Below are 20798 nucleotides of genomic sequence, written 5' to 3'. Positions count from 1 at the left end.
CTCCCTTACGGAGGGGGATTTGTCAAGACCCGCCCTTGCTTCGGTGTGGCGAGCGGGTTACACTGAACTTTCGCGCTCGTCTTGTCATGCCCTCCTCCCCTTGACCGGGGGCGTTTGGCGTGCCATCAGTGCGCCGCACCGTGCAAGCACCACACTCCAGCACACAGCGCAGCCTGACGCCACCAGGCTGTGAGCCTTTGGAAGGACCCCTCTTGGCCGCCTCGCGTTCAACCGCAACTGTTCAGCCCCGCCGTATCTCCTTCGCCAAGATTTCAGAGCCCCTCGAGGTCCCAGAGCTGCTCGCTCTGCAGACCGAGAAGCTTCGCCTGGCTCATCGGCGACGACTCGTGGAAGGCCCGGGTCGAGCAGTCGCTCGCCGAGGGCCGCACCGACGTCTCCACCCGCTCGGGCCTCGAGGAGATCTTCGAGGAGATCTCCCCGATCGAGGACTTCTCCGAGACGATGAGCCTGTCGTTCCGCGATCACCGTTTCGAGCCGCCCAAGTACACCGTCGAGGACTGCAAGGACCGCGACGTCACGTACGCGGCCCCGTTGTTCGTCACGGCCGAGTTCATGAACAACGAGACCGGCGAGATCAAGAGCCAGACCGTGTTCATGGGCGACTTCCCGCTGATGACCGACAAGGGCACCTTCATCATCAACGGCACCGAGCGCGTCGTCGTGTCGCAGCTCGTCCGCTCCCCGGGCGTGTACTTCGAGCGCACCGCCGACAAGACGTCGGACAAGGACATCTACACCGCTCGCGTCATCCCGTCGCGTGGCGCCTGGCTCGAGTTCGAGATCGACAAGCGCGATCTCGTCGGCGTCCGTCTGGACCGCAAGCGCAAGCAGAGCGTCACCGTGCTGCTCAAGGCGCTCGGCTGGTCTGAGGCGCAGATCCTCGAGGAGTTCGGCCAGTACGAGTCCATCCAGCTGACGCTGGAGAAGGACACCCCGCAGACGCAGGACGAGGCGCTGCTCGACATCTACCGCAAGCTGCGTCCGGGCGAACCGCCGTCGACGGAGGCCGCGCGCACGCTGTTGGAGAACTACTACTTCAACCCCAAGCGCTACGACACCGCCAAGGTCGGTCGCCACAAGATCAACAAGAAGCTCGGTGCCACCGAGGCCTTCGACCAGCAGACGCTGACCATCGACGACATCGTCGCGACGATCAAGTACGTCGTGGCGCTGCACGCCGGCGAGGCCGAGCTGCAGACCCCGGCCGGGGCCACCGTCGTCGAGGCTGACGACATCGACCACTTCGGCAACCGCCGCATGCGCACCGTCGGCGAGCTGATCCAGAACCAGCTCCGCACCGGCCTGGCGCGCATGGAGCGCGTCGTCCGCGAGCGCATGACCACGCAGGACGTCGAGGCCATCACGCCGCAGACGCTGATCAACATCCGCCCCGTGGTCGCGGCGCTCAAGGAGTTCTTCGGAACGTCGCAGCTGAGCCAGTTCATGGACCAGAACAACCCGCTCGCGGGCCTGACGCACAAGCGTCGTCTGTCGGCCCTCGGACCGGGTGGTCTGTCGCGTGAGCGCGCCGGCTACGAGGTTCGCGACGTCCACCCGTCGCACTACGGCCGCATGTGCCCCATCGAGACCCCCGAGGGCCCGAACATCGGCCTGATCGGCTCGCTGGCGTCGTACGGTCGCATCAACTCCTTCGGCTTCGTCGAGACCCCGTACCGCAAGGTCGTCGACGGCGTCGTCACCGACCAGATCGACTACCTCACCGCGACCGATGAGGACCGCTTCATCATCGCGCAGGCCAACTCGCCGCTGACCGACGAGAACCGGTTCGCCGACGAGATGGTGCTGGTGCGCCAGCGCGGTGGCGAGGCCGAGCTGCTCGCCGCTCCGCAGGTCGACTACATGGACGTCTCGCCGCGCCAGATGGTGTCGGTGGCCACGGCCCTGATCCCGTTCCTGGAGCACGACGACGCCAACCGCGCCCTCATGGGCTCGAACATGCAGCGTCAGGCCGTCCCGCTGATCCGCAACGACGCTCCGCTCGTCGGCACCGGCATGGAGTTCCGTGCCGCCGTCGATGCCGGTGACGTCACGGTGGCCAAGGCCGCCGGCGTGGTCAAGGAGGTCTCGGCCGACCTGATCGAGATCACGCAGGACGACGGTGCCGACTTCACCTACCGTCTGGCCAAGTTCCAGCGCTCCAACCAGGGCACCTGCACCAACCAGCGCCCGCTGGTCGCCACCGGTGACCGGGTCGAGGTCGGCACGCCGCTGGCCGACGGACCGTGCACCGACGAGGGCGAGATGGCCCTCGGCACCAACCTGCTGGTCGCCTTCATGCCCTGGCAGGGACACAACTACGAGGACGCCATCATCCTCAGCCAGCGTGTCGTGCAGGACGACGTGCTCACCTCGATCCACATCGAGGAGCACGAGGTCGACGCGCGTGACACCAAGCTGGGACCGGAGGAGATCACCCGGGACATCCCGAACGTCTCCGACGAGATGCTGGCCGACCTCGACGAGCGCGGCATCATCCGCATCGGTGCCGAGGTCGGCAACGGCGACATCCTGGTCGGCAAGGTCACGCCCAAGGGCGAGACCGAGCTCACCCCCGAGGAGCGCCTGCTGCGCGCCATCTTCGGCGAGAAGGCGCGCGAGGTGCGCGACACGTCGCTGAAGGTTCCCCACGGCGAGCAGGGCACCGTCATCGGCGTCCGCGTGTTCGACGCCGAGGAGGGCGACGAGCTCAGCCCGGGCGTCAACCAGCTGGTCCGCGTGTACGTGGCCCAGAAGCGCAAGATCTCCAACGGTGACAAGCTCGCCGGCCGTCACGGCAACAAGGGCGTCATCTCCAAGATCCTGCCGGTCGAGGACATGCCGTTCCTGGAGGACGGCACCCCGGTCGACATCGTCCTGAACCCGCTGGGCATCCCGGGCCGCATGAACGTCGGCCAGGTGCTGGAGACCCACCTCGGGTGGGTCGCCAAGACCGGTTGGGACATCAGCGACCTCAAGGACGAGTGGGCCGATCGCCTGCGCGCCATCGGCGCGGACCGTGCGCCGGCCGACAGCAACGTCGCCACCCCGGTGTTCGACGGCGCCCGCGAGGACGAGATCCAGGGCCTGCTCGCAGCCACCCTGCCCAACCGTGACGGCAACCGCATGGTGGGCCGCGACGGCAAGGCGCGTCTGATGGACGGTCGCTCCGGCGAGCCGTTCCCGGACCCGGTGAGCGTGGGCTACATGTACCTGCTCAAGCTGCACCACCTGGTCGACGACAAGATCCACGCCCGCTCCACGGGTCCGTACTCGATGATCACCCAGCAGCCGCTCGGCGGTAAGGCCCAGTTCGGTGGCCAGCGCTTCGGTGAGATGGAGGTCTGGGCACTGGAGGCCTACGGCGCCGCGTACGCGCTGCAGGAGCTGCTCACGATCAAGTCCGACGACATCTCCGGCCGCGTCAAGGTCTACGAGGCGATCGTCAAGGGCGAGAACGTGCCCGAGCCCGGCATCCCTGAGTCGTTCAAGGTGCTGGTCAAGGAGATGCAGTCGCTGTGCCTCAACGTCGAGGTGCTGTCCAGTGACGGATCCGCGTTCGACATGCGCGACGCCGAGGAGGACGTCTTCCGGGCGGCCGAGGAGCTCGGCATCGACCTGTCGCGTCGCGAGCCGTCGAGCGTCGAAGAGGTCTGATCGTCCGGCCCACGCGGCCTGACGCTCGACTTCCACCCATCGCGGGTATCTAGAACACGAATATTTCGATTAACCAGGAAAGAAGCTCACTGTGCTGGACGTGAACTACTTCGATCGCATCAAGATCGGCCTTGCGACCGCTGACGACATCCGAGGATGGTCCTTCGGCGAGGTCAAGAAGCCCGAGACGATCAACTACCGCACGCTCAAGCCCGAGCGCGACGGTCTCTTCTGCGAGAAGATCTTCGGTCCCACCCGGGACTGGGAGTGCTACTGCGGCAAGTACAAGCGGGTGCGCTTCAAGGGCATCGTGTGCGAGCGCTGTGGCGTCGAGGTCACGCGCTCCAAGGTGCGCCGCGAGCGCATGGGCCACATCGAGCTCGCCGCGCCGGTCACGCACATCTGGTACTTCAAGGGTGTGCCGAGCCGCCTCGGCTACCTGCTGGATCTCGCGCCGAAGGACCTCGAGAAGGTCATCTACTTCGCCGCGTACATGATCACGCGGGTCGACGAGGACGCTCGCCACCAGGACCTGTCGAGCCTCGAGGACAAGATCGGCCTGGAGCGCAAGCAGCTCGAGGAGCGTCGCGACAACGCGGTCAACGACCGCATGAAGAAGCTCGAGGACGACCTCAAGGCACTCGAGGACGAGGGCGCCAAGGCCGACGCCAAGCGCAAGGTCAAGGACGGCGCCGAGCGCGAGGCCAAGCAGATCCGCGATCGCGCCGACCGCGAGATCAACCGTCTCGACCAGGTCTGGGACCGCTTCAAGAACCTCAAGGTCCAGGACCTGGAGGGTGACGAGCTGCTCTACCGCGACATGACCTACCGCTTCGGCAAGTACTTCGAGGGCCACATGGGCGCTGCGGCGATCCAGAAGCGCCTCCAGGACTTCGACCTCGAGGCCGAGGCCGAGTCGCTGCGCGAGATCATCGCCACCGGCAAGGGACAGAAGAAGACCCGCGCGCTCAAGCGTCTCAAGGTCGTCTCGGCGTTCCTGGGCAGCCAGAACGCGCCCGAGGGCATGGTCCTCGACGCCGTCCCGGTGATCCCGCCGGAGCTGCGTCCCATGGTCCAGCTCGACGGTGGCCGCTTCGCCACCTCGGACCTCAACGACCTGTACCGCCGCGTCATCAACCGCAACAACCGCCTCAAGCGACTGCTCGACCTCGGTGCCCCCGAGATCATCGTCAACAACGAGAAGCGGATGCTGCAGGAGGCCGTCGACTCGCTGTTCGACAACGGCCGTCGTGGTCGTCCGGTCACCGGGCCGGGCAACCGCCCGCTCAAGTCGATCTCGGACATGCTCAAGGGCAAGCAGGGCCGGTTCCGTCAGAACCTGCTCGGCAAGCGCGTCGACTACTCGGGCCGCTCGGTCATCGTCGTCGGCCCGCAGCTGAAGCTGCACCAGTGCGGTCTGCCCAAGCAGATGGCGCTCGAGCTGTTCAAGCCGTTCGTCATGAAGCGGCTGGTCGACCTCAACCACGCGCAGAACATCAAGAGCGCCAAGCGCATGGTCGAGCGTTCACGACCGGTCGTGTGGGACGTCCTCGAAGAGGTCATCACCGAGCACCCCGTGCTGCTCAACCGCGCACCCACCCTGCACCGTCTGGGCATCCAGGCGTTCGAGCCGCAGCTCATCGAGGGCAAGGCCATCCAGATCCACCCGCTCGTGTGCTCGGCGTTCAACGCCGACTTCGACGGTGACCAGATGGCCGTGCACCTGCCGCTGAGCGCCGAGGCGCAGGCCGAGGCCCGCGTGCTGATGCTCTCGACCAACAACATCCTCAAGCCGTCGGACGGCCGACCGGTCACCATGCCCACCCAGGACATGATCATCGGTCTGTACTTCCTGACGCTCGAGCGTGAGGGTCACGTCGGCGAGGGCCGCGCGTTCACGTCGGTCTCGGAGGCCACCATGGCCTTCGAGCGTCACGAGATCACGCTGCAGAGCCACATCAAGGTGCGCATCGACGGCACCACGCACGAGACCACGCTGGGTCGCGCCATCTTCAACGAGGCGCTGCCGGTCGACTACCCGTACGTGAACCACCAGATCGGCAAGTCGCAGCTGGGCGTGATCGTCAACGACCTGGCCGAGCGCTACTCCAAGGTCGACGTGGCCAACGCGCTGGACAACCTCAAGGACACCGGCTTCCACTGGGGCACGCGCTCCGGTGTCACCGTGTCGATCGAGGACGTCGTCACGCCGCCGCGCAAGCAGGAGATCCTGGGTGGCTACGAGACCCAGGCCGCCAAGGTGCAGACGCAGTTCGACCGCGGTCTGATCACCGAGGACGAGCGTCGTCAGGAGCTGATCGAGATCTGGACCCAGGCCACGGCCGAGGTCGCAGCCGAGATGGAGAAGGGCTTCGACGAGGACAACCCGATCTGGATGATGGTCCACTCCGGTGCTCGCGGCAACATGATGCAGGTGCGTCAGATCGCCGGCATGCGAGGCCTGGTGGCCAACCCCAAGGGTGAGATCATCCCGCGTCCGATCAAGGCCAACTTCCGCGAGGGCCTGTCGGTGGTCGAGTACTTCATCGCCACCCACGGTGCCCGCAAGGGCCTGGCCGACACGGCACTGCGCACCGCCGACTCCGGCTACCTGACGCGTCGACTCGTCGACGTCAGCCAGGACGTCATCATCCGCGAGGAGGACTGTGGCACCGAGCGTGGCCTGCCCAAGCTCATCGCGGTCGTGAACGACGAGGGCAAGGCCGTCGCCGACGAGAACGTCGAGACCTCGGCCTACGCCCGCGCTGCTGCCGTCGACATCACCGACGACAAGGGCACCGTGCTGGTGCCCGCCGGCGGTGACCTCGGCGACGTCGAGATCGAGCAGCTCATCGCGGCCGGTGTCACGGAGGTCAAGGTGCGCACGGTCCTCACGTGCGAGGCCAAGGCCGGCACGTGCGCCAAGTGCTACGGCCGTTCGCTGGCCACCGGCAAGCTCGTCGACATCGGCGAGGCGGTCGGCACCATCGCCGCCCAGTCGATCGGTGAGCCCGGCACCCAGCTGACGATGCGTACCTTCCACACCGGTGGTGTGGCCGGCGACGACATCACGCACGGTCTGCCGCGCGTGGTCGAGCTGTTCGAGGCCCGCAACCCCAAGGGTCAGGCGCCGATCACCGAGGCCGCCGGTCGCGTCGCGATCGACGACTCGGACAAGTCGCGCAAGCTCGTCGTCACCCCCGACGACGGCAGCGAGCCGTTCGAGTACCCGGTCACCAAGCGTGCGCGGCTGCTGATCTCCGACGGTGACCACGTCGAGGTCGGCCAGCAGCTCACGCACGGCACGCCCAACCCGCAGGAGGTCCTGCGCATCCTGGGTGTCCGTCGAGCGCAGGAGCACCTCGTGGACGAGGTCCAGGAGGTCTACCGCTCGCAGGGTGTGGCCATCCACGACAAGCACATCGAGATCATCGTGCGTCAGATGCTGCGTCGCGTCACCGTGATCGAGCAGGGCGCAGCCCAGCTCATCCCGGGCGACCTGGTCGACCGTTCGGTCTTCGAGGAGGAGAACCGCCGCGTCGTGGCCGAGGGCGGCACTCCCGCCTCCGGCCGCCCGGTCCTGATGGGCATCACGAAGGCCTCGCTGGCCGTCGAGTCGTGGCTGTCGGCCGCCTCCTTCCAGGAGACGACCCGTGTCCTCACCGACGCGGCGATCCACGGCAAGTCCGACTCGCTGCGCGGCCTGAAGGAGAACATCATCATCGGCAAGCTGATCCCGGCCGGCACCGGCCTGGATCGGTACCGCAACATCAAGGTGGAGCCCACCGAAGAGGCCCGTCAGGCCGCCTACGCCGTCACCGGCTACGGCGACTACGACTACGGCTTCGGCGGCGAGTCCGCCCCGGTGATGCTCGACGACAGCGACTTCTCGTTCGAGAACAGCTGATCTGAACCGCACGACGAAGGCCCCCACCGCACGGTGGGGGCCTTCGTCGTCCGCTGACGAGTCACGCAGGAATGCTGACGAGTCACGGAGGTCCGCTGAGGAGTCACCTGCTCGCCAGTGAGGAGCGCCAGCGACGAACGTGAGGGAGCGAGGAACGAGCGACCGAGGCGGGTGCACCCGGGGGGCTCGAGCGAGCACGCGACCTCACCACGCCTCGCCGGCGGGCGGCTGCGCCGCGGGACGCTCACGCTCCGCTGGCGCGCTCGACCGCTCGCTCGCTCCGCTCGCTCGGGATCTCGCGAAAGAACCAGGTGAGCTTCGGTTCGAAGAGCGGCTGGAAGATCCGCTTGACCACCGGCAGCATCAGGACGTTGGCGAGCGCCGTGGCGGCGACGATGGTGCCGAGCACGGCCAGCGCGCCGTAGCCCTCGAGGCGGTCGAACACACCGAACTGCTGGTTGAGGATCAAGATGACGAATCCGTGCAGCAGGTAGCAGTAGAAGGTGCGCTCACCGAAGCTCGTGGTCCACGAGCGGCGTCGCGGCACCAGCGCCAGTGCGGCGAAGGTGAGGACGAAGCCGATGACCAGCAGCTCGGCACGCTGGGTGATGCCGGCCCACGACGTGGCGTTCAGCGGCGACTCGTCGTAGCGCGCCTTGTACAGCAACCAGTCGATGGTCCAGTGGCGCGAGTACAGGTAGCAGACCACGAAGGTGACGCCGAGGACGATGGCCGATGCCACCCGGACCGGCGTCCGAGACAGCATCAGGAATCGTTCGCGGGTCATGTGCAGGCCGACCACGTAGAACGGCAGGAACCCGAGGATCTTGGGCAGGGCGAGCACGTTGGGGACCTCGATGAGACCGACCAGCAGCGAGATCACGATCGAGGTGGTGATGGGGTACTTCAGTGCACGCCAGATCGGCGTGGTGAGGCGCCACACGAACAACGCCGCGAGGAACCAGCCCAGCCACTGCGGTGACAGCAGCGCCAGCGGGTCGGGCTTGCCGGTGTAGTGCCGCATCAGCAGCTGCAGCGAGGTCTCGACCAGCAGGTAGGGGACGACCAGCGTGCTGATGATGCGCCGCACCTGACGCGCATCACCCATGTACCGCCGGGCCGTGTAGCCGGAGATGAGGATGAAGAACGGCATGTGGAACGAGTAGATCCACACGTAGACCGCGCGGGCGGAGTCCATGGCCACGAACTGCGTCAGCGAGTGGCCGATGACGACGAGCAGCATGACCCAGTAGCGGGCGTTGTCGAGATACGCCACGCGCTCCTTCGGAGCGGACGTGACGACCGGCAGTGGTTCGAGGGCGCTCATCGTCTGCGATTCTATGGGTCGGCTCCCGTCGACCGGAAAGGAAGCGATGCACGACGCACACCGCACCCAGCGCCTGGGCGCCTACGCGGTCGCCTTCGCCGTGGTCGGCGGCGTCGACCGGATGCTCCTGACCCGCATCTCGCCGGTGGGCTATCCGCCCGGGTCCTGGACCCTGCCCGGCGGCGGCGTCGATCACGGAGAGTCTCCCCACGACGCCGTCCGCCGCGAGCTGCACGAGGAGACCGGGCTGACCGCCACGCAGGCGCATCTCGTGGACGTGCACGACGTGCACGTCGTCGACGTCGGCCGGGACGACGGGTACGAGGACTACCACGGTGTCCACCTGCTGTACGCCGTGACGGTCGATCCGCACGCCCCGCTGGAGGTGCTCGACGTCGGGGGCAGCACCGACCGCGCCGCGTGGGTGCCGGTGCACGAGATCGCCGATCTTCCCGTGCTCTCGATGGTGACGCACTGCCTCCAGCGCCGACACCTGTTCGAGCAGGGCGACTAGTACGTGTAACCGGGCGGGTAGACCATCAGCAGCACGTAGTTGCCGCGTGCGGACAGCACGTACGTGGCGCGGTAGAAGGTGCCGTCCTTGCTGCCGCTGTAGGTGGTCCCAACCTCGTTCAGCTCGACCGCCACGTCCTTGGTGACCTCGTCCGCGCGGTCGGCCACCCACTGCTCAGCCAGGTTGTCGGCGGTCGCCGCCTTGTCGGTGGTCAGCTCGACGAAGGACGGTTCGAAGCCGCTGATCAGGATCGTCGAGCTCGCAGGAGCGACGAAGCCGTCGGCCAGCGGCGTGCCCGGGGGCGCGTCCAGATCCATGCTCGGCCAGATCAGGCCGGACGGGTCCTCGTTGGACACCCGCGCCACGTCGCCGAGGTTGGTGGACGCCCGCTTCGCCTGACCGGCTCGGGGGTCACCGATGTACTTGAGCTGCAGGGTCATCACCGGGCGGCGCAGAGCCGAGGGCGCAGCGGTGCGGGTGGCGACGTTGCCCGGATCGACCGTGAGGATGACGCGCACCCGCCGCTTGTCCGAGGTCGTGCCGGTGAGACCGAGACGGCACCCGGTGACCCGGTTGTCGGTCGACGAGCACCAGGGCGTCAGCCCGCTGGGCACACCGGCGTCGGGCATCATGGCCGCCAGCTGGGCCAGCATCCTGCGGACGACGAGCGTCGGCTTGTCGTCGATGCGCATCACCGAGATGATCGTGTCGGGCCGTGGCTGCTCGTCGAGCACCTTGAAGGTGTCGTCGCTGGGCCGGTCGTCCGGTGTCGGCGTGGGGGCGGTGGCCGACGGATCCTCCGCCCGCTTCTCGGCGAGCTTGACGCGCTCGTTGGCCGCCTTCTGCGCCATGCCGGCCTGCAGGTCCGGTGCGTAGGCGGCGAGCAGCTCCTCGCTGCGGATCCGGGTGAGCGGTCCGAGCTGGGTGGCGCCGTCCGGTACCTGCAGCCCGTACCCGAGCGGGCTGCTCGGGCCGGACTCGAAGTCCGAGACGTCCGGATCGCTGGGGGTCGGGCTGGCCGTGGCCGTCGCAGGCGCAGTGCCCGCATCGCCGGCGCTGCTCTGGCAGGCGGAGGTGAGGGCGAGAACGGCCGCTGCTGCGGCCAGGCGGTACGACGTCGTCATGCGGTCTCCTTCAGGACACAGCCTAGGTTCCCCAGCCTAGGGCTCCGGGTTCGGCTCGGGACGGGCCGGCGACGCTGCGGGTTGCGTAGGGTGCCAAGGACACCGCGACAGAAAGGCCGACCGTGAGCTCGTTCACCCCCGCGCAGCCGGAGACCGTCTTCACCTACGGGGCGCCAGGCCTCAAGTTCGGCATCGGAGCACGCTTCGAGCTGGCTCACGACCTGCAGCAGCTCGGCGCACGCCGGGTGCTGCTCGTCACCGACCCCGGCGTCGCCGCCACCGGGGCTCCCGCCGAGGTCGCGCAGAGCCTGCAGGACGCCGGGCTCCAGGCGGTCGTGTTCGACCGGTCGCGGGTCGAGCCCACCGACGCGAGTCTGGAGGAGGCCATCGCGTTCGGGCGCTCGGAGGGCCCGTTCGACGCGATCGTGGCCATCGGCGGCGGCAGCAGCATCGACACCGCCAAGGCGGTCAACCTGCTGACGACCAATGACGGCGAGCTGATGGACTACGTCAACGCGCCGGTCGGTGGCGGCCGGGCGCCGGCGAAGCCGCTGCTGCCGCTCGTCGCCGTGCCGACCACCACGGGCACCGGCAGCGAGAGCACCACCATCTGCGTGCTCGACGTGGTCAGCCAGCACGTCAAGACCGGCATCTCGCACGCGCGCCTGCGTCCCACGCTCGCCGTGGTGGATCCGGAGCTGACCCTGACCCAGCCGGCGGGGGTCACCGCGGCGTCCGGGCTGGACATCCTGTGCCACGCCCTGGAGAGCTACACCGCGCGGCCGTTCACCTCGTACGAGCACAAGCGGGCCGACCAGCGCGTGCCCTACTGCGGCGCCAACCCGATCGCTGACATGTGGTCGGAGAAGGCGCTCAGCCTGATGGCGGCCTCCTTCCGCGCCGCCGTGCAGCACGGTGACGACCTGGAGGCGCGCACCCAGATGGCGATGGCCGCGACCTTCGCCGGACTCGGGTTCGGCAACGCCGGCGTGCACATCCCCCACGCCAACGCCTATCCGATCGCCGGTCGCGTGCGCGACTTCCGTCCCGAGGGCTACGAGGCCGACCACGCGATGGTGCCGCACGGCATGGCCGTGTCGCTCAGTGCGCCGGCCGCCTTCCGCTTCACCTTCGACGCCGCCCCCGACCGGCACGTGCGAGCCGCCGAGCTGCTCGCGCCCGGAGCGGACCGACCCGACGACATGGCCGAGTTCCTGCCCACGGTGCTGGCCGAGGTCATGCGTGACGTCGGCATTCCGTCGGGACTAGCGGAGGTCGGTTTCGACCGCTCGGACATCGACGGGCTCGTCGAGGGCACGATGATGCAGCAGCGGCTGCTGGCCACGGCGCCCCGGGAGGTCCGCGAGGACGATGTCGCCACCATCCTCGAGCAGTCGATCGAGCTGTGGTGACGGGGCGTTCGACGACCGACGACGTCTTCACCCGCCTGCGCGAACGGATCCTCACCGGAGCCCTCGCCCCCGGCAGTCACCACTCCGTGTACCGCCTGTCCGACGAGCTGGGCGTCTCCCGGACCCCGGTCCGTGAGGCGGTGCTGCGGCTGGCCGACCTGGGACTGGTGACGATCGAGCGCAATCGCGGCATCACCGTCCGCGGTGTGCGTGCGGAGGACGTGAGGGACGTCTTCGAGCTGCGCCTGCTCCTGGAGGTGCCCGCGGCGGCGGGTGCCGCACTGGCCGCGGACGGTGCCCTCGGCGACGCCCTGACCGCGTCGCTGGAGGCCATGCGTGCCGCAGCCGCCCTCGACGACGCCGCAGCGTTCACCCGTCACGACCGAGAGCTCCATGCGGCGCTGGGGGAGGCGCTGGGAAACGTGCGGCTGTCGCGGGAGGTCGACCGCCTGCGCGACTCGATCTCGGTGCGCGGCGTGTCCACCATCGACCACACCCGCACGATGGCCGACGTCGCCGAGGAGCACGCCCCGATCGTCGCGGCCGTCGTCGCCGGCGATCCGCAGGCGGCCGCGACCGCCATGCGGGAGCACCTCGAGCACACGGCCACGCTGCTGCTGGGCCAGGTGGGCGACCAGGTGGACGGACCGGCGGTGCTGCGGTCGTGGGCGTCGCCCCACACCAAGTAGCATGCTACCCATGACGACCTCGACCGCGATCGCTCACGACGTCGTCGCCGCCCTGCGCGCCGCCGGTGTGCAGGACGTCGACGACTCGACCCTCGCCCGCGCCCTGTACAGCACCGACGCCTCGCTGTACCGGGTCGAGCCCACGGTCGTCGTGCGCCCGCGGGACGTCGACGAGGTGCTCGCCGTGGTCGACGCGTGTGCACGCACCGGTGTGCCGCTGACCTCACGCGGGTCGGGCACGTCGATCGCCGGCAACGCCATCGGCACGGGTGTCGTCATGGACCTGCGTCGCCACCTCGGCCGGGTGCAGTCGATCGATCCCGAGGCGCGCACCGCCCGGGTGGAGCCCGGCACCGTACACGCCGACCTGCAGAAGCTCGCGGCTCCGCACGGCCTGCGATTCGGCCCGGACCCGTCCACCCACACCCGGGCGACCATCGGCGGCATCATCGGCAACAACGCCTGCGGCAACCGCGCCCTCGGCTACGGACGGGCCTCGGACAACGTGGCGGCGCTGGACGTGGTGCTCGCGTCGGGGGAGCGGCTCCAGCTCGGCGCGGGTGCCGAGGTGACGTCCTCGACCCTCACGCGCCTGCGCGAGGTGGTCGCCGGCGACCTCGCCACCGTGCGCACCGAGTTCGGCCGGTTCGGACGCCAAGTGTCGGGATACAGCCTCGAGCACCTGCTGCCCGAGCGTGGGTTCGACGTCGCGTCGTTCATGGCGGGCACCGAGGGGACGCTCGGCGTCACGCTGGGGGCCACGGTCACGCTGCGGCCGACCGCCGAGCACATCCACCTCGTGCTGCTGGGCTACCCGACGATGGCCGACGCGGCCGACGACGTGCCGACGATGCTCCCGTTCGGCCCGGTCGCCTGCGAGGGCCTCGGGACGCGCGTGGTCGAGGTGTTCCGCGCGGCGCAGGGCGATGCCGCGGTGCCCGAGTACCCGCGCGGCGACGGCTTCCTCATGGTCGAGCTGGCCGGCGACGACCCGGCCGAGCTGGCGGCCATCGGTGACCGGGTGGCCGCCGCGTCCTCGGCGCTCGGCCATCGTCACGTGACCTCGCAGGCCGAGCAGGCCCGCCTGTGGCGCATCCGCGAGGAGGGTGCCGGACTCGCATCGCGCATGTGGGACCGCCCGGCACTGTCAGGCTGGGAGGACGCCGCCGTCCCGCCGGAGGCCCTGGGCACGTACCTGCGCGATTTCGACTCCCTCATGGCCGACCACGGGCTGCAGGGCGAGACGTACGGACACTTCGGCGACGGCTGCGTGCACGTGCGCATCGACTTCCCGCTCGACGACGGGCAGGGCCGACAGGGGTATCGCGACTTCATCGGCGCGGCTGCCCGACTCACCGCCTCGCACGGAGGGTCGTTCTCCGGCGAGCACGGCGACGGGCGGGCGCGCTCGGAGCTGCTGCCCCTGATGTACTCCGCAGCCGCCATCGACCTGTTCGGCCGGGTCAAGCAGGTCTTCGACCCGGACGACCTGCTCAACCCGGGCGTGCTGGTGCGTCCGAACGCCATCGACGACGACCTGCGGGGTCAGCACCGCGACTGGGGCCTGCAGGGCAGCCGCAAGGGTCTGCGCATGCTCCACGACACCGTCGACGGACAGGGCAGCTTCGGCGCGGCCGTGCACCGCTGCACCGGTGTTGGCAAGTGCGTCGTCGCCAACCCGACGGGTGCGTCGGTCATGTGCCCGTCCTTCCAGGCCACCCGCGACGAGAAGGACAGCACGCGCGGCCGGGCCCGGGTGCTGCAGGAGATGGTCGACGGCCGGCTGGTCACGGGGGGCTTCCGGGCACCGGAGGTGCACGAGGCGCTCGACCTGTGCCTGTCGTGCAAGGGCTGCGCGAGCGATTGTCCGACCGGTGTCGACATGGCCACCTACAAGTCCGAGGTGCTGCATCAGACCTACCGCGGTCGCCTGCGCCCCCGCAGCCACTACGTGCTCGGACGCCTCCCGTTCTGGGCGCGGCTGGCCGGACCGATCGCCGGCCTGGTGAACCTGATGATGGCGGTGCCCGGCCTCAAGCACGTCGCTCGCGCGATGGCGGGCGTCGACCAGCGACGCAGCCTGCCCACCTTCGCCCGCACCGGACTGCGCCGCGGCGCGCTGGGGCGGTGGGCCGACCGCCGCAACCCGCGGGTGGGCGCCTCGGACACGATCGCTCCGAACGGTCCGGTCCTGATCTGGGCGGACTCGTTCACCGAGTACTTCTCCACTGCCGGCGGTCGCGCGACCATCGAGGTGCTCGAGGCGGCGGGCTACGCGCCACAGCTCCTGGACCGACCCGCCTGCTGCGGCCTGACCTGGATCACCACGGGTCAGCTCGATGCCGCCCGATCGATCCTCGGCCGCACCGTCGACCGGTTGCACCCGTACGTGGCGGACGGCACGCCGATCGTGGGCGTCGAGCCGTCCTGCACGGCGGTCCTGCGCACCGACGCCGTCGAGCTGCTGGAGGACCCTCGGGCCCGCGACGTGGCCGGGGGAGTGTTCACCCTCGCCGAGCTGCTGCAGCGCACGGAGGGGTGGCAGGCTCCCGACCTGAGCGGCCGACACCTCGTCGTGCAGCCGCACTGCCACCAGGCGTCGGTCGTGGGCTTCGACGCCGACATCGCGGTGCTGGAGTCCACCGGCGCGACGATCGAACGGCTGGGCGGATGCTGTGGGCTCGCAGGCAACTTCGGCGTCGAGAAGGGGCACTACGAGGTCTCGATCGCGGTCGCCGAGCAGCAGCTGCTGCCCGCGGTCCGTAACGCACCGGCCGGGGCGATCGTTGTCGCCGACGGGTTCTCCTGCCGAACCCAGCTGACCGACCTCGCCGACGTCCGGGCCCATCACCTGGCCGAGGTGCTGGCCGGTCCGCCGGTGCCGATCACCTGATCTGGCCCATCACCGGATCTGGAAGGGTGGGGTCATGGAGCGTCAGGAGCGGTTCGCCCTGCTGAGCGACGCCGTCTCCCGATTCACCGATCTCGCGTCCAGCGCCGACGGCGACGAGCCGATCGTCAGCTGCCCCGGATGGACCGTGAACGACCTGGTCGTGCACCTGGGAACCGTCCACCGATGGGCCGCGTCGATCGTCCTCAGCGGCGTGCGCGGACTGCCCGAGCCCACTCCGCGGATCACCGGGCCGCTGGCCGAGTGGTACGCCGGCTGTGCCGGGGCACTGCTCACCGCGCTGCAGGCGGTCGATCCCGACGAGCCCGTCCCGAACTTCGCGCGGCTGCGCGAGACGGCCGACTTCTGGCTCACCCGCCAGCTGCACGAGACCACCATCCACGCCGTCGACGCTGCCCAGGCGGGGGGGCACGGCGAGCCCTGGGGCGTCCTGCCGGCCGTCGCCGCGAACGGCATCGACGAGGTGCTGAGCGTGTTCTTCCCCCGCATGACCGCTCGTGGGCAACGCCCCGACGTCCGGACGCGTGTGCGCCTGGACTCCATCGACGAGTACGCCTCGTGGATCATCGCCCCCGGCAGCGACCCGGCCGGCCCGCCGGTGCAGCTGCACAGCAACGCCGACGCCGACACCTCGGTGCGTGGCACCACCACCGAGCTGTACCTCGCGTTGTGGGGACGCCTGCCGGCCGACCGGCTCACCTTCGACTCGTCGGAGGCCCGGGCCGTGTTCGACGGCCCCCGGACCTCCTAGCCGCACGACCCGGTGGCACGTCCGGCCGCGTTTTGCCTCGGGGTCGGTCAGCCGGTAGTCTTGGTCGCTGTGTCTGGAATGCCCAGACCGATGCACACATCCCGTCGCTCTCACCTGCGTTCGAGGCGGGCTACTCGATGGCGAGTGCATCGCAGATCGAGACTCTCCTACAGTCAAGAAGAAGGATGTCGTAGTGCCCACCATCAATCAGCTGGTCCGCAAGGGTCGCCAGCGCAAGGTCGTCAAGACGGCCACCCCGGCTCTCAAGGGCTCGCCCCAGCGGCGCGGCGTGTGCACGCGTGTGTACACCACCACTCCGAAGAAGCCGAACTCCGCACTGCGCAAGGTCGCTCGTGTCCGCCTCTCCAGCGGCACCGAGGTCTCGGCCTACATCCCCGGCGAGGGTCACAACCTGCAGGAGCACTCCATCGTGCTCGTCCGCGGTGGTCGCGTGAAGGACCTCCCCGGCGTCCGCTACAAGATCGTCCGCGGCGCTCTCGACACGCAGTCCGTCAAGGGCCGCAAGCAGGGTCGCTCCAAGTACGGCGCGAAGAAGGAGAAGTAGAGATGCCTCGTAAGGGTCCCGCCCCGAAGCGTCCTGTCGAGACCGATCCGGTCTACGGCAGCCAGCTGGTCACCTCGCTGATCAACAAGGTCCTGGTCGACGGCAAGAAGCAGGTCGCCCAGCGCATCGTCTACGCCGCCCTCGAGGGCTCGCGCGAGAAGTCCGGCACCGATCCGGTCATCACGCTCAAGCGCGCGCTCGACAACGTCAAGCCCAGCCTCGAGGTCAAGAGCCGCCGCGTCGGTGGCGCCACCTACCAGGTGCCCGTCGAGGTCCGTCCGGCCCGCCAGAACACCCTGGCGCTGCGCTGGCTCGTCGGCTACGCCGGCGATCGTCGCGAGAAGACGATGTCCGAGCGTCTGATGAACGAGCTGCTCGATGCCTCCAACGGCCTCGGTGGCGCGGTCAAGAAGCGCGAGGACACCCACAAGATGGCCGAAGCCAACAAGGCGTTCGCCCACTACCGCTGGTGAATCCAGCACCATCTTCGATTCAAAGGAACTGGTAGCTCACTGTGGCAACCGATATCACCACTGACCTGACTCGCGTCCGCAACATCGGCATCATGGCGCACATCGATGCCGGCAAGACCACCACGACCGAGCGCATCTTGTTCTACACCGGCATCAACTACAAGATCGGTGAGGTCCACGACGGCGGCGCCACGATGGACTGGATGGAGCAGGAGCAGGAGCGTGGCATCACGATCACCTCCGCTGCCACCACCTGCTGGTGGAAGAACCACCAGATCAACATCATCGACACCCCGGGTCACGTCGACTTCACCGTCGAGGTCGAGCGCTCGCTGCGCGTCCTCGACGGCGCGGTCGCGGTGTTCGACGGCGTCGCCGGTGTCGAGCCGCAGTCCGAGACGGTGTGGCGTCAGGCCGACAAGTACGGCGTCCCGCGCATGTGCTTCGTCAACAAGCTCGACCGCACCGGTGCCAGCTTCGACTTCTGCGTCAAGACCATCCGCGAGCGCCTCGGCGCCACCGCGCTGGTCATGCAGCTGCCCATCGGCGCCGAGGCCGACTTCCTCGGTGTCGTCGACCTCGTCGGCATGCGTGCGCTGACCTGGCGCGGCGAGACCGCGATCGGTGAGGACTACGAGATCGAGGAGATCCCGGCCGACATGGCCGACGCCGCCGCCGAGGGACGCGAGCGCCTGCTCGAGACCCTCTCCGACGTCGACGACGAGATCGCCGAGCTGTTCCTCGAGGGCGAGGACATCTCGGTCGAGGTGCTCAAGGCCGCGATCCGTCGCGCCACCCTGTCCACCCAGCTCAACCCGGTCTTCTGCGGCACCGCGTTCAAGAACAAGGGCGTCCAGCCCCTGCTCGACGCGGTCGTCGACTACCTGCCCAGCCCGCTGGACGTCGGTGAGATCCAGGGCCTCGACGCCAAGGACGAGACCAAGACCGACACCCGCAAGCCGTCCGAGGACGAGCCGTTCGCCGGTCTGGCGTTCAAGATCGCAGCCGACCCGCACCTGGGCAAGCTGACCTTCGTCCGCGTCTACTCGGGTCGCCTCGAGGCCGGCACGCAGGTGCTCAACGTGACCAAGGGTCGCAAGGAGCGGATCGGCAAGATCTACCAGATGCACGCCAACAAGCGTGAGGAGATCGCGTCGGTCGGCGCCGGCCAGATCGTGGCCGTCATGGGCCTCAAGGACACCACCACGGGTGAGACGCTGGCCGACTCGGCCAAGCCGATCGTCCTGGAGTCCATGACGTTCCCGGCCCCGGTCATCCAGGTCGCCATCGAGCCCAAGACCAAGAGCGACCAGGAGAAGCTCGGCGTCGCCATCCAGCGTCTCGCCGAGGAGGACCCGACCTTCCAGGTGCACACCGACGAGGAGACGGGTCAGACCATCATCGCCGGCATGGGCGAGCTGCACCTGGACATCCTCGTCGATCGCATGAAGCGCGAGTTCAACGTCGAGGCCAACGTCGGCAAGCCGCAGGTGGCCTACCGCGAGACCATCAAGAAGGTCGTCACCGGTCACAGCTACACCCACAAGAAGCAGACCGGTGGTTCGGGCCAGTTCGCCAAGGTCATCATCGGCATCGCACCCACGGGTCCGGTCGTCGGTGGCGAGGGCGGCTACGAGTTCTCCAACGAGGTCACCGGCGGTCGCGTGCCGCGCGAGTACATCCCGTCGGTCGACGCCGGAGCCCAGGACGCCATGCAGTTCGGCGTGCTGGCCGGCTACCCCATGGTCGACGTGAAGGTGACCCTCGAGGACGGCGCGTACCACGACGTCGACTCCTCCGAGCTCGCCTTCAAGCTCGCCGGCTCCATGGCGTTCAAGGAGGCCGCGCGCAAGGCCGATCCGGTGATCCTCGAGCCCGTGTTCGCGGTCGAGGTCACCACGCCCGAGGACTACATGGGCGACGTGATCGGTGACCTCAACTCCCGCCGTGGCCAGGTCCAGGCCATGGAGGAGGGCTACGGCGGCGCCAAGCTGATCAAGGCGATCGTGCCGCTGTCCGAGATGTTCGGGTACGTCGGCGACCTGAGGTCCAAGACCTCCGGCCGTGCGTCATACTCGATGCAGTTCGACTCCTACGCCGAGGTTCCCAAGAACGTGGCCGAGGAGATCATCAAGAAGGCCCGCGGCGAGTAGGCGCGGAACCATCTCATAGGATGGCCGAGGCCCATACCGGGGCTTCGTGGCGTCCCATCCCGACGTTTTCACCACAGCAGTACATCAACCAGGAGGAGCCCCAGTGGCCAAGGCGAAGTTCGAGCGGACAAAGCCGCACATGAACATCGGCACCATCGGACACATCGACCACGGCAAGACGACCTTGACCGCGGCGATCACCAAGGTGCTGCACGATGCATACCCCGACCTGAACGAGGCCTCGGCCTTCGATCAGATCGACAAGGCGCCCGAGGAGAAGCAGCGCGGCATCACGATCTCGATCGCTCACGTCGAGTACCAGACCGAGAACCGTCACTACGCGCACGTCGACTGCCCCGGCCACGCCGACTACGTCAAGAACATGATCACCGGTGCGGCTCAGATGGACGGCGCGATCCTCGTGGTCGCCGCCACCGACGGCCCCATGCCCCAGACGCGTGAGCACGTGCTGCTCGCCCGCCAGGTCGGCGTGCCCGCGATGGTCGTCGCGCTGAACAAGTGCGACATGGTCGACGACGAGGAGATCCTGGAGCTGGTCGAGCTCGAGGTCCGCGAGCTGCTGTCCGACCAGGAGTTCGACGGCGACAACGTCCCCGTCGTCAAGGTCGCCGCTCACCCGGCGCTGCAGGGCGACGCCAAGTGGGGCGAGTCGATCATCGAGCTCATGGCTGCGGTCGACGACTACATCCCGATGCCCGAGCGCGAGACCGAGAAGCCGTTCCTCATGCCCGTCGAGGACGTCTTCACCATCACCGGTCGCGGCACGGTCATCACCGGCCGCATCGAGCGCGGTGTCATCAAGGTCAACGAGAACGTCGACCTGGTCGGCATCCGCGAGGCCAAGCAGAGCACCACGGTCACCGCGATCGAGATGTTCCGCAAGTTCCTCGACGAGGGCCAGGCCGGCGAGAACGTCGGACTGCTGCTGCGCGGCACCAAGCGTGAGGACGTGGAGCGCGGCATGGTCGTCATCGCTCCCGGCTCCACCACGCCGCACACCGAGTTCGAGGGCCAGGTCTACATCCTGTCCAAGGAGGAGGGCGGCCGTCACAAGCCGTTCTTCAACAACTACCGTCCGCAGTTCTACTTCCGCACCACGGACGTCACCGGCGTCATCACGCTGCCCGAGGGCACCGAGATGGTCATGCCCGGCGACAACACCGAGATGTCGGTCGAGCTGATCCAGCCGATCGCCATGGAGGAGGGCCTGCGCTTCGCCATCCGCGAGGGCGGCCGTACCGTCGGCGCCGGTCGCGTGACGAAGATCAACAAGTGA

The 20798-nt window shown here is 68.5% G+C and carries 12 protein-coding genes and 1 pseudogene; 11 read left to right on the top strand and 2 right to left on the bottom strand.

The window, feature by feature from the left end; genetic code table 11:
* Positions 1–212 precede the first annotated feature (212 nt).
* Together rpoB and AC0L5F_RS07295 are read left to right on the top strand one after the other, a co-directional pair.
* Positions 213–3675: pseudogene (gene rpoB / locus AC0L5F_RS07300) on the top strand (DNA-directed RNA polymerase subunit beta).
* A gap of 91 nt (positions 3676–3766) precedes the next feature.
* Entirely contained in the window at positions 3767–7582 is a 3816-nt protein-coding gene (locus AC0L5F_RS07295) for a DNA-directed RNA polymerase subunit beta' (RefSeq protein ID WP_473315955.1), read from the top strand.
* A gap of 244 nt (positions 7583–7826) precedes the next feature.
* On the opposite strand, the gene AC0L5F_RS07290 is transcribed toward AC0L5F_RS07295, so the two are convergent.
* Positions 7827–8909, bottom strand: coding sequence for an acyltransferase family protein (locus tag AC0L5F_RS07290; protein ID WP_473315954.1), 1083 nt, complete (start codon positions 8907–8909; stop codon positions 7827–7829).
* Between the two features lie 46 nt (positions 8910–8955).
* On the opposite strand from AC0L5F_RS07290, the gene AC0L5F_RS07285 reads away from it, so the two are divergent.
* On the top strand, positions 8956–9423 hold the full coding sequence (locus AC0L5F_RS07285; RefSeq protein ID WP_473315953.1) for an NUDIX hydrolase: 468 nt from the start codon (positions 8956–8958) through the stop codon (positions 9421–9423).
* On the opposite strand, the gene AC0L5F_RS07280 is transcribed toward AC0L5F_RS07285, so the two are convergent.
* A complete protein-coding gene (locus tag AC0L5F_RS07280) occupies positions 9420–10547 on the bottom strand; it encodes a hypothetical protein (protein ID WP_473315952.1) in 1128 nt (375 codons plus the stop codon). The two genes, AC0L5F_RS07285 and AC0L5F_RS07280, sit on opposite strands and share 4 nt — an antisense overlap.
* Before the next feature lie 122 nt (positions 10548–10669).
* On the opposite strand from AC0L5F_RS07280, the gene AC0L5F_RS07275 reads away from it, so the two are divergent.
* From AC0L5F_RS07275 to tuf, 8 genes are all read left to right on the top strand, one after another.
* On the top strand, positions 10670–11959 hold the full coding sequence (locus tag AC0L5F_RS07275; protein ID WP_473315951.1) for a hydroxyacid-oxoacid transhydrogenase: 1290 nt from the start codon (positions 10670–10672) through the stop codon (positions 11957–11959).
* On the top strand, positions 11956–12648 hold the full coding sequence (locus tag AC0L5F_RS07270) for a GntR family transcriptional regulator (RefSeq protein ID WP_473315950.1): 693 nt from the start codon (positions 11956–11958) through the stop codon (positions 12646–12648). The genes AC0L5F_RS07275 and AC0L5F_RS07270 overlap by 4 nt, the downstream gene beginning before the upstream one ends.
* A gap of 10 nt (positions 12649–12658) precedes the next feature.
* Positions 12659–15541 (top strand): FAD-binding and (Fe-S)-binding domain-containing protein, encoded by a 2883-nt coding sequence (locus tag AC0L5F_RS07265; protein ID WP_473315949.1) that lies wholly within the window; start codon positions 12659–12661, stop codon positions 15539–15541.
* A gap of 34 nt (positions 15542–15575) precedes the next feature.
* The gene (locus AC0L5F_RS07260) at positions 15576–16310 is read left to right on the top strand and encodes a maleylpyruvate isomerase family mycothiol-dependent enzyme (protein ID WP_473315948.1); all 735 of its coding nucleotides are present in this window, start codon (positions 15576–15578) and stop codon (positions 16308–16310) included.
* A gap of 193 nt (positions 16311–16503) precedes the next feature.
* On the top strand, positions 16504–16875 hold the full coding sequence (rpsL, locus tag AC0L5F_RS07255; RefSeq protein ID WP_473315947.1) for a 30S ribosomal protein S12: 372 nt from the start codon (positions 16504–16506) through the stop codon (positions 16873–16875).
* 2 nt (positions 16876–16877) lie between these two features.
* Positions 16878–17348 carry a 30S ribosomal protein S7 gene (gene rpsG, locus AC0L5F_RS07250; RefSeq protein WP_473315946.1) on the top strand — a complete coding sequence of 157 codons (471 nt, stop codon included), beginning with the start codon at positions 16878–16880 and terminating at the stop codon, positions 17346–17348.
* Positions 17349–17440: 92 nt separating this feature from the next.
* Positions 17441–19501: an elongation factor G gene (fusA, locus tag AC0L5F_RS07245; RefSeq protein WP_473315945.1), complete on the top strand. Its 2061-nt coding sequence runs from the start codon at positions 17441–17443 to the stop codon at positions 19499–19501.
* 103 nt (positions 19502–19604) lie between these two features.
* A complete protein-coding gene (tuf, locus tag AC0L5F_RS07240; protein ID WP_473315944.1) occupies positions 19605–20798 on the top strand; it encodes an elongation factor Tu in 1194 nt (397 codons plus the stop codon).

The sequence above is a fragment of the Aeromicrobium sp. 10G20-16 genome (genome assembly GCF_055809665.1).
The sequence above is the reverse complement of the archived record's forward strand: the minus strand, read 5'-3'. Positions and strand labels throughout refer to the sequence as shown.

Excerpts from the sequence above, each read along its gene's own strand:
- AC0L5F_RS07285 (WP_473315953.1), top strand. The coding sequence starts at position 8,956 with ATGCACGACGCACACCGCACCCAGCGCCTGGGCGCCTACGCGGTCGCC.
- AC0L5F_RS07265 (WP_473315949.1), top strand. The coding sequence starts at position 12,659 with ATGACGACCTCGACCGCGATCGCTCACGACGTCGTCGCCGCCCTGCGC.
- AC0L5F_RS07280 (WP_473315952.1), bottom strand. The coding sequence starts at position 10,547 with ATGACGACGTCGTACCGCCTGGCCGCAGCAGCGGCCGTTCTCGCCCTC.
- AC0L5F_RS07290 (WP_473315954.1), bottom strand. The coding sequence starts at position 8,909 with ATGAGCGCCCTCGAACCACTGCCGGTCGTCACGTCCGCTCCGAAGGAG.
- fusA (WP_473315945.1), top strand. The coding sequence starts at position 17,441 with ATGGCGCACATCGATGCCGGCAAGACCACCACGACCGAGCGCATCTTG.
- rpsG (WP_473315946.1), top strand. The coding sequence starts at position 16,878 with ATGCCTCGTAAGGGTCCCGCCCCGAAGCGTCCTGTCGAGACCGATCCG.
- AC0L5F_RS07260 (WP_473315948.1), top strand. The coding sequence starts at position 15,576 with ATGGAGCGTCAGGAGCGGTTCGCCCTGCTGAGCGACGCCGTCTCCCGA.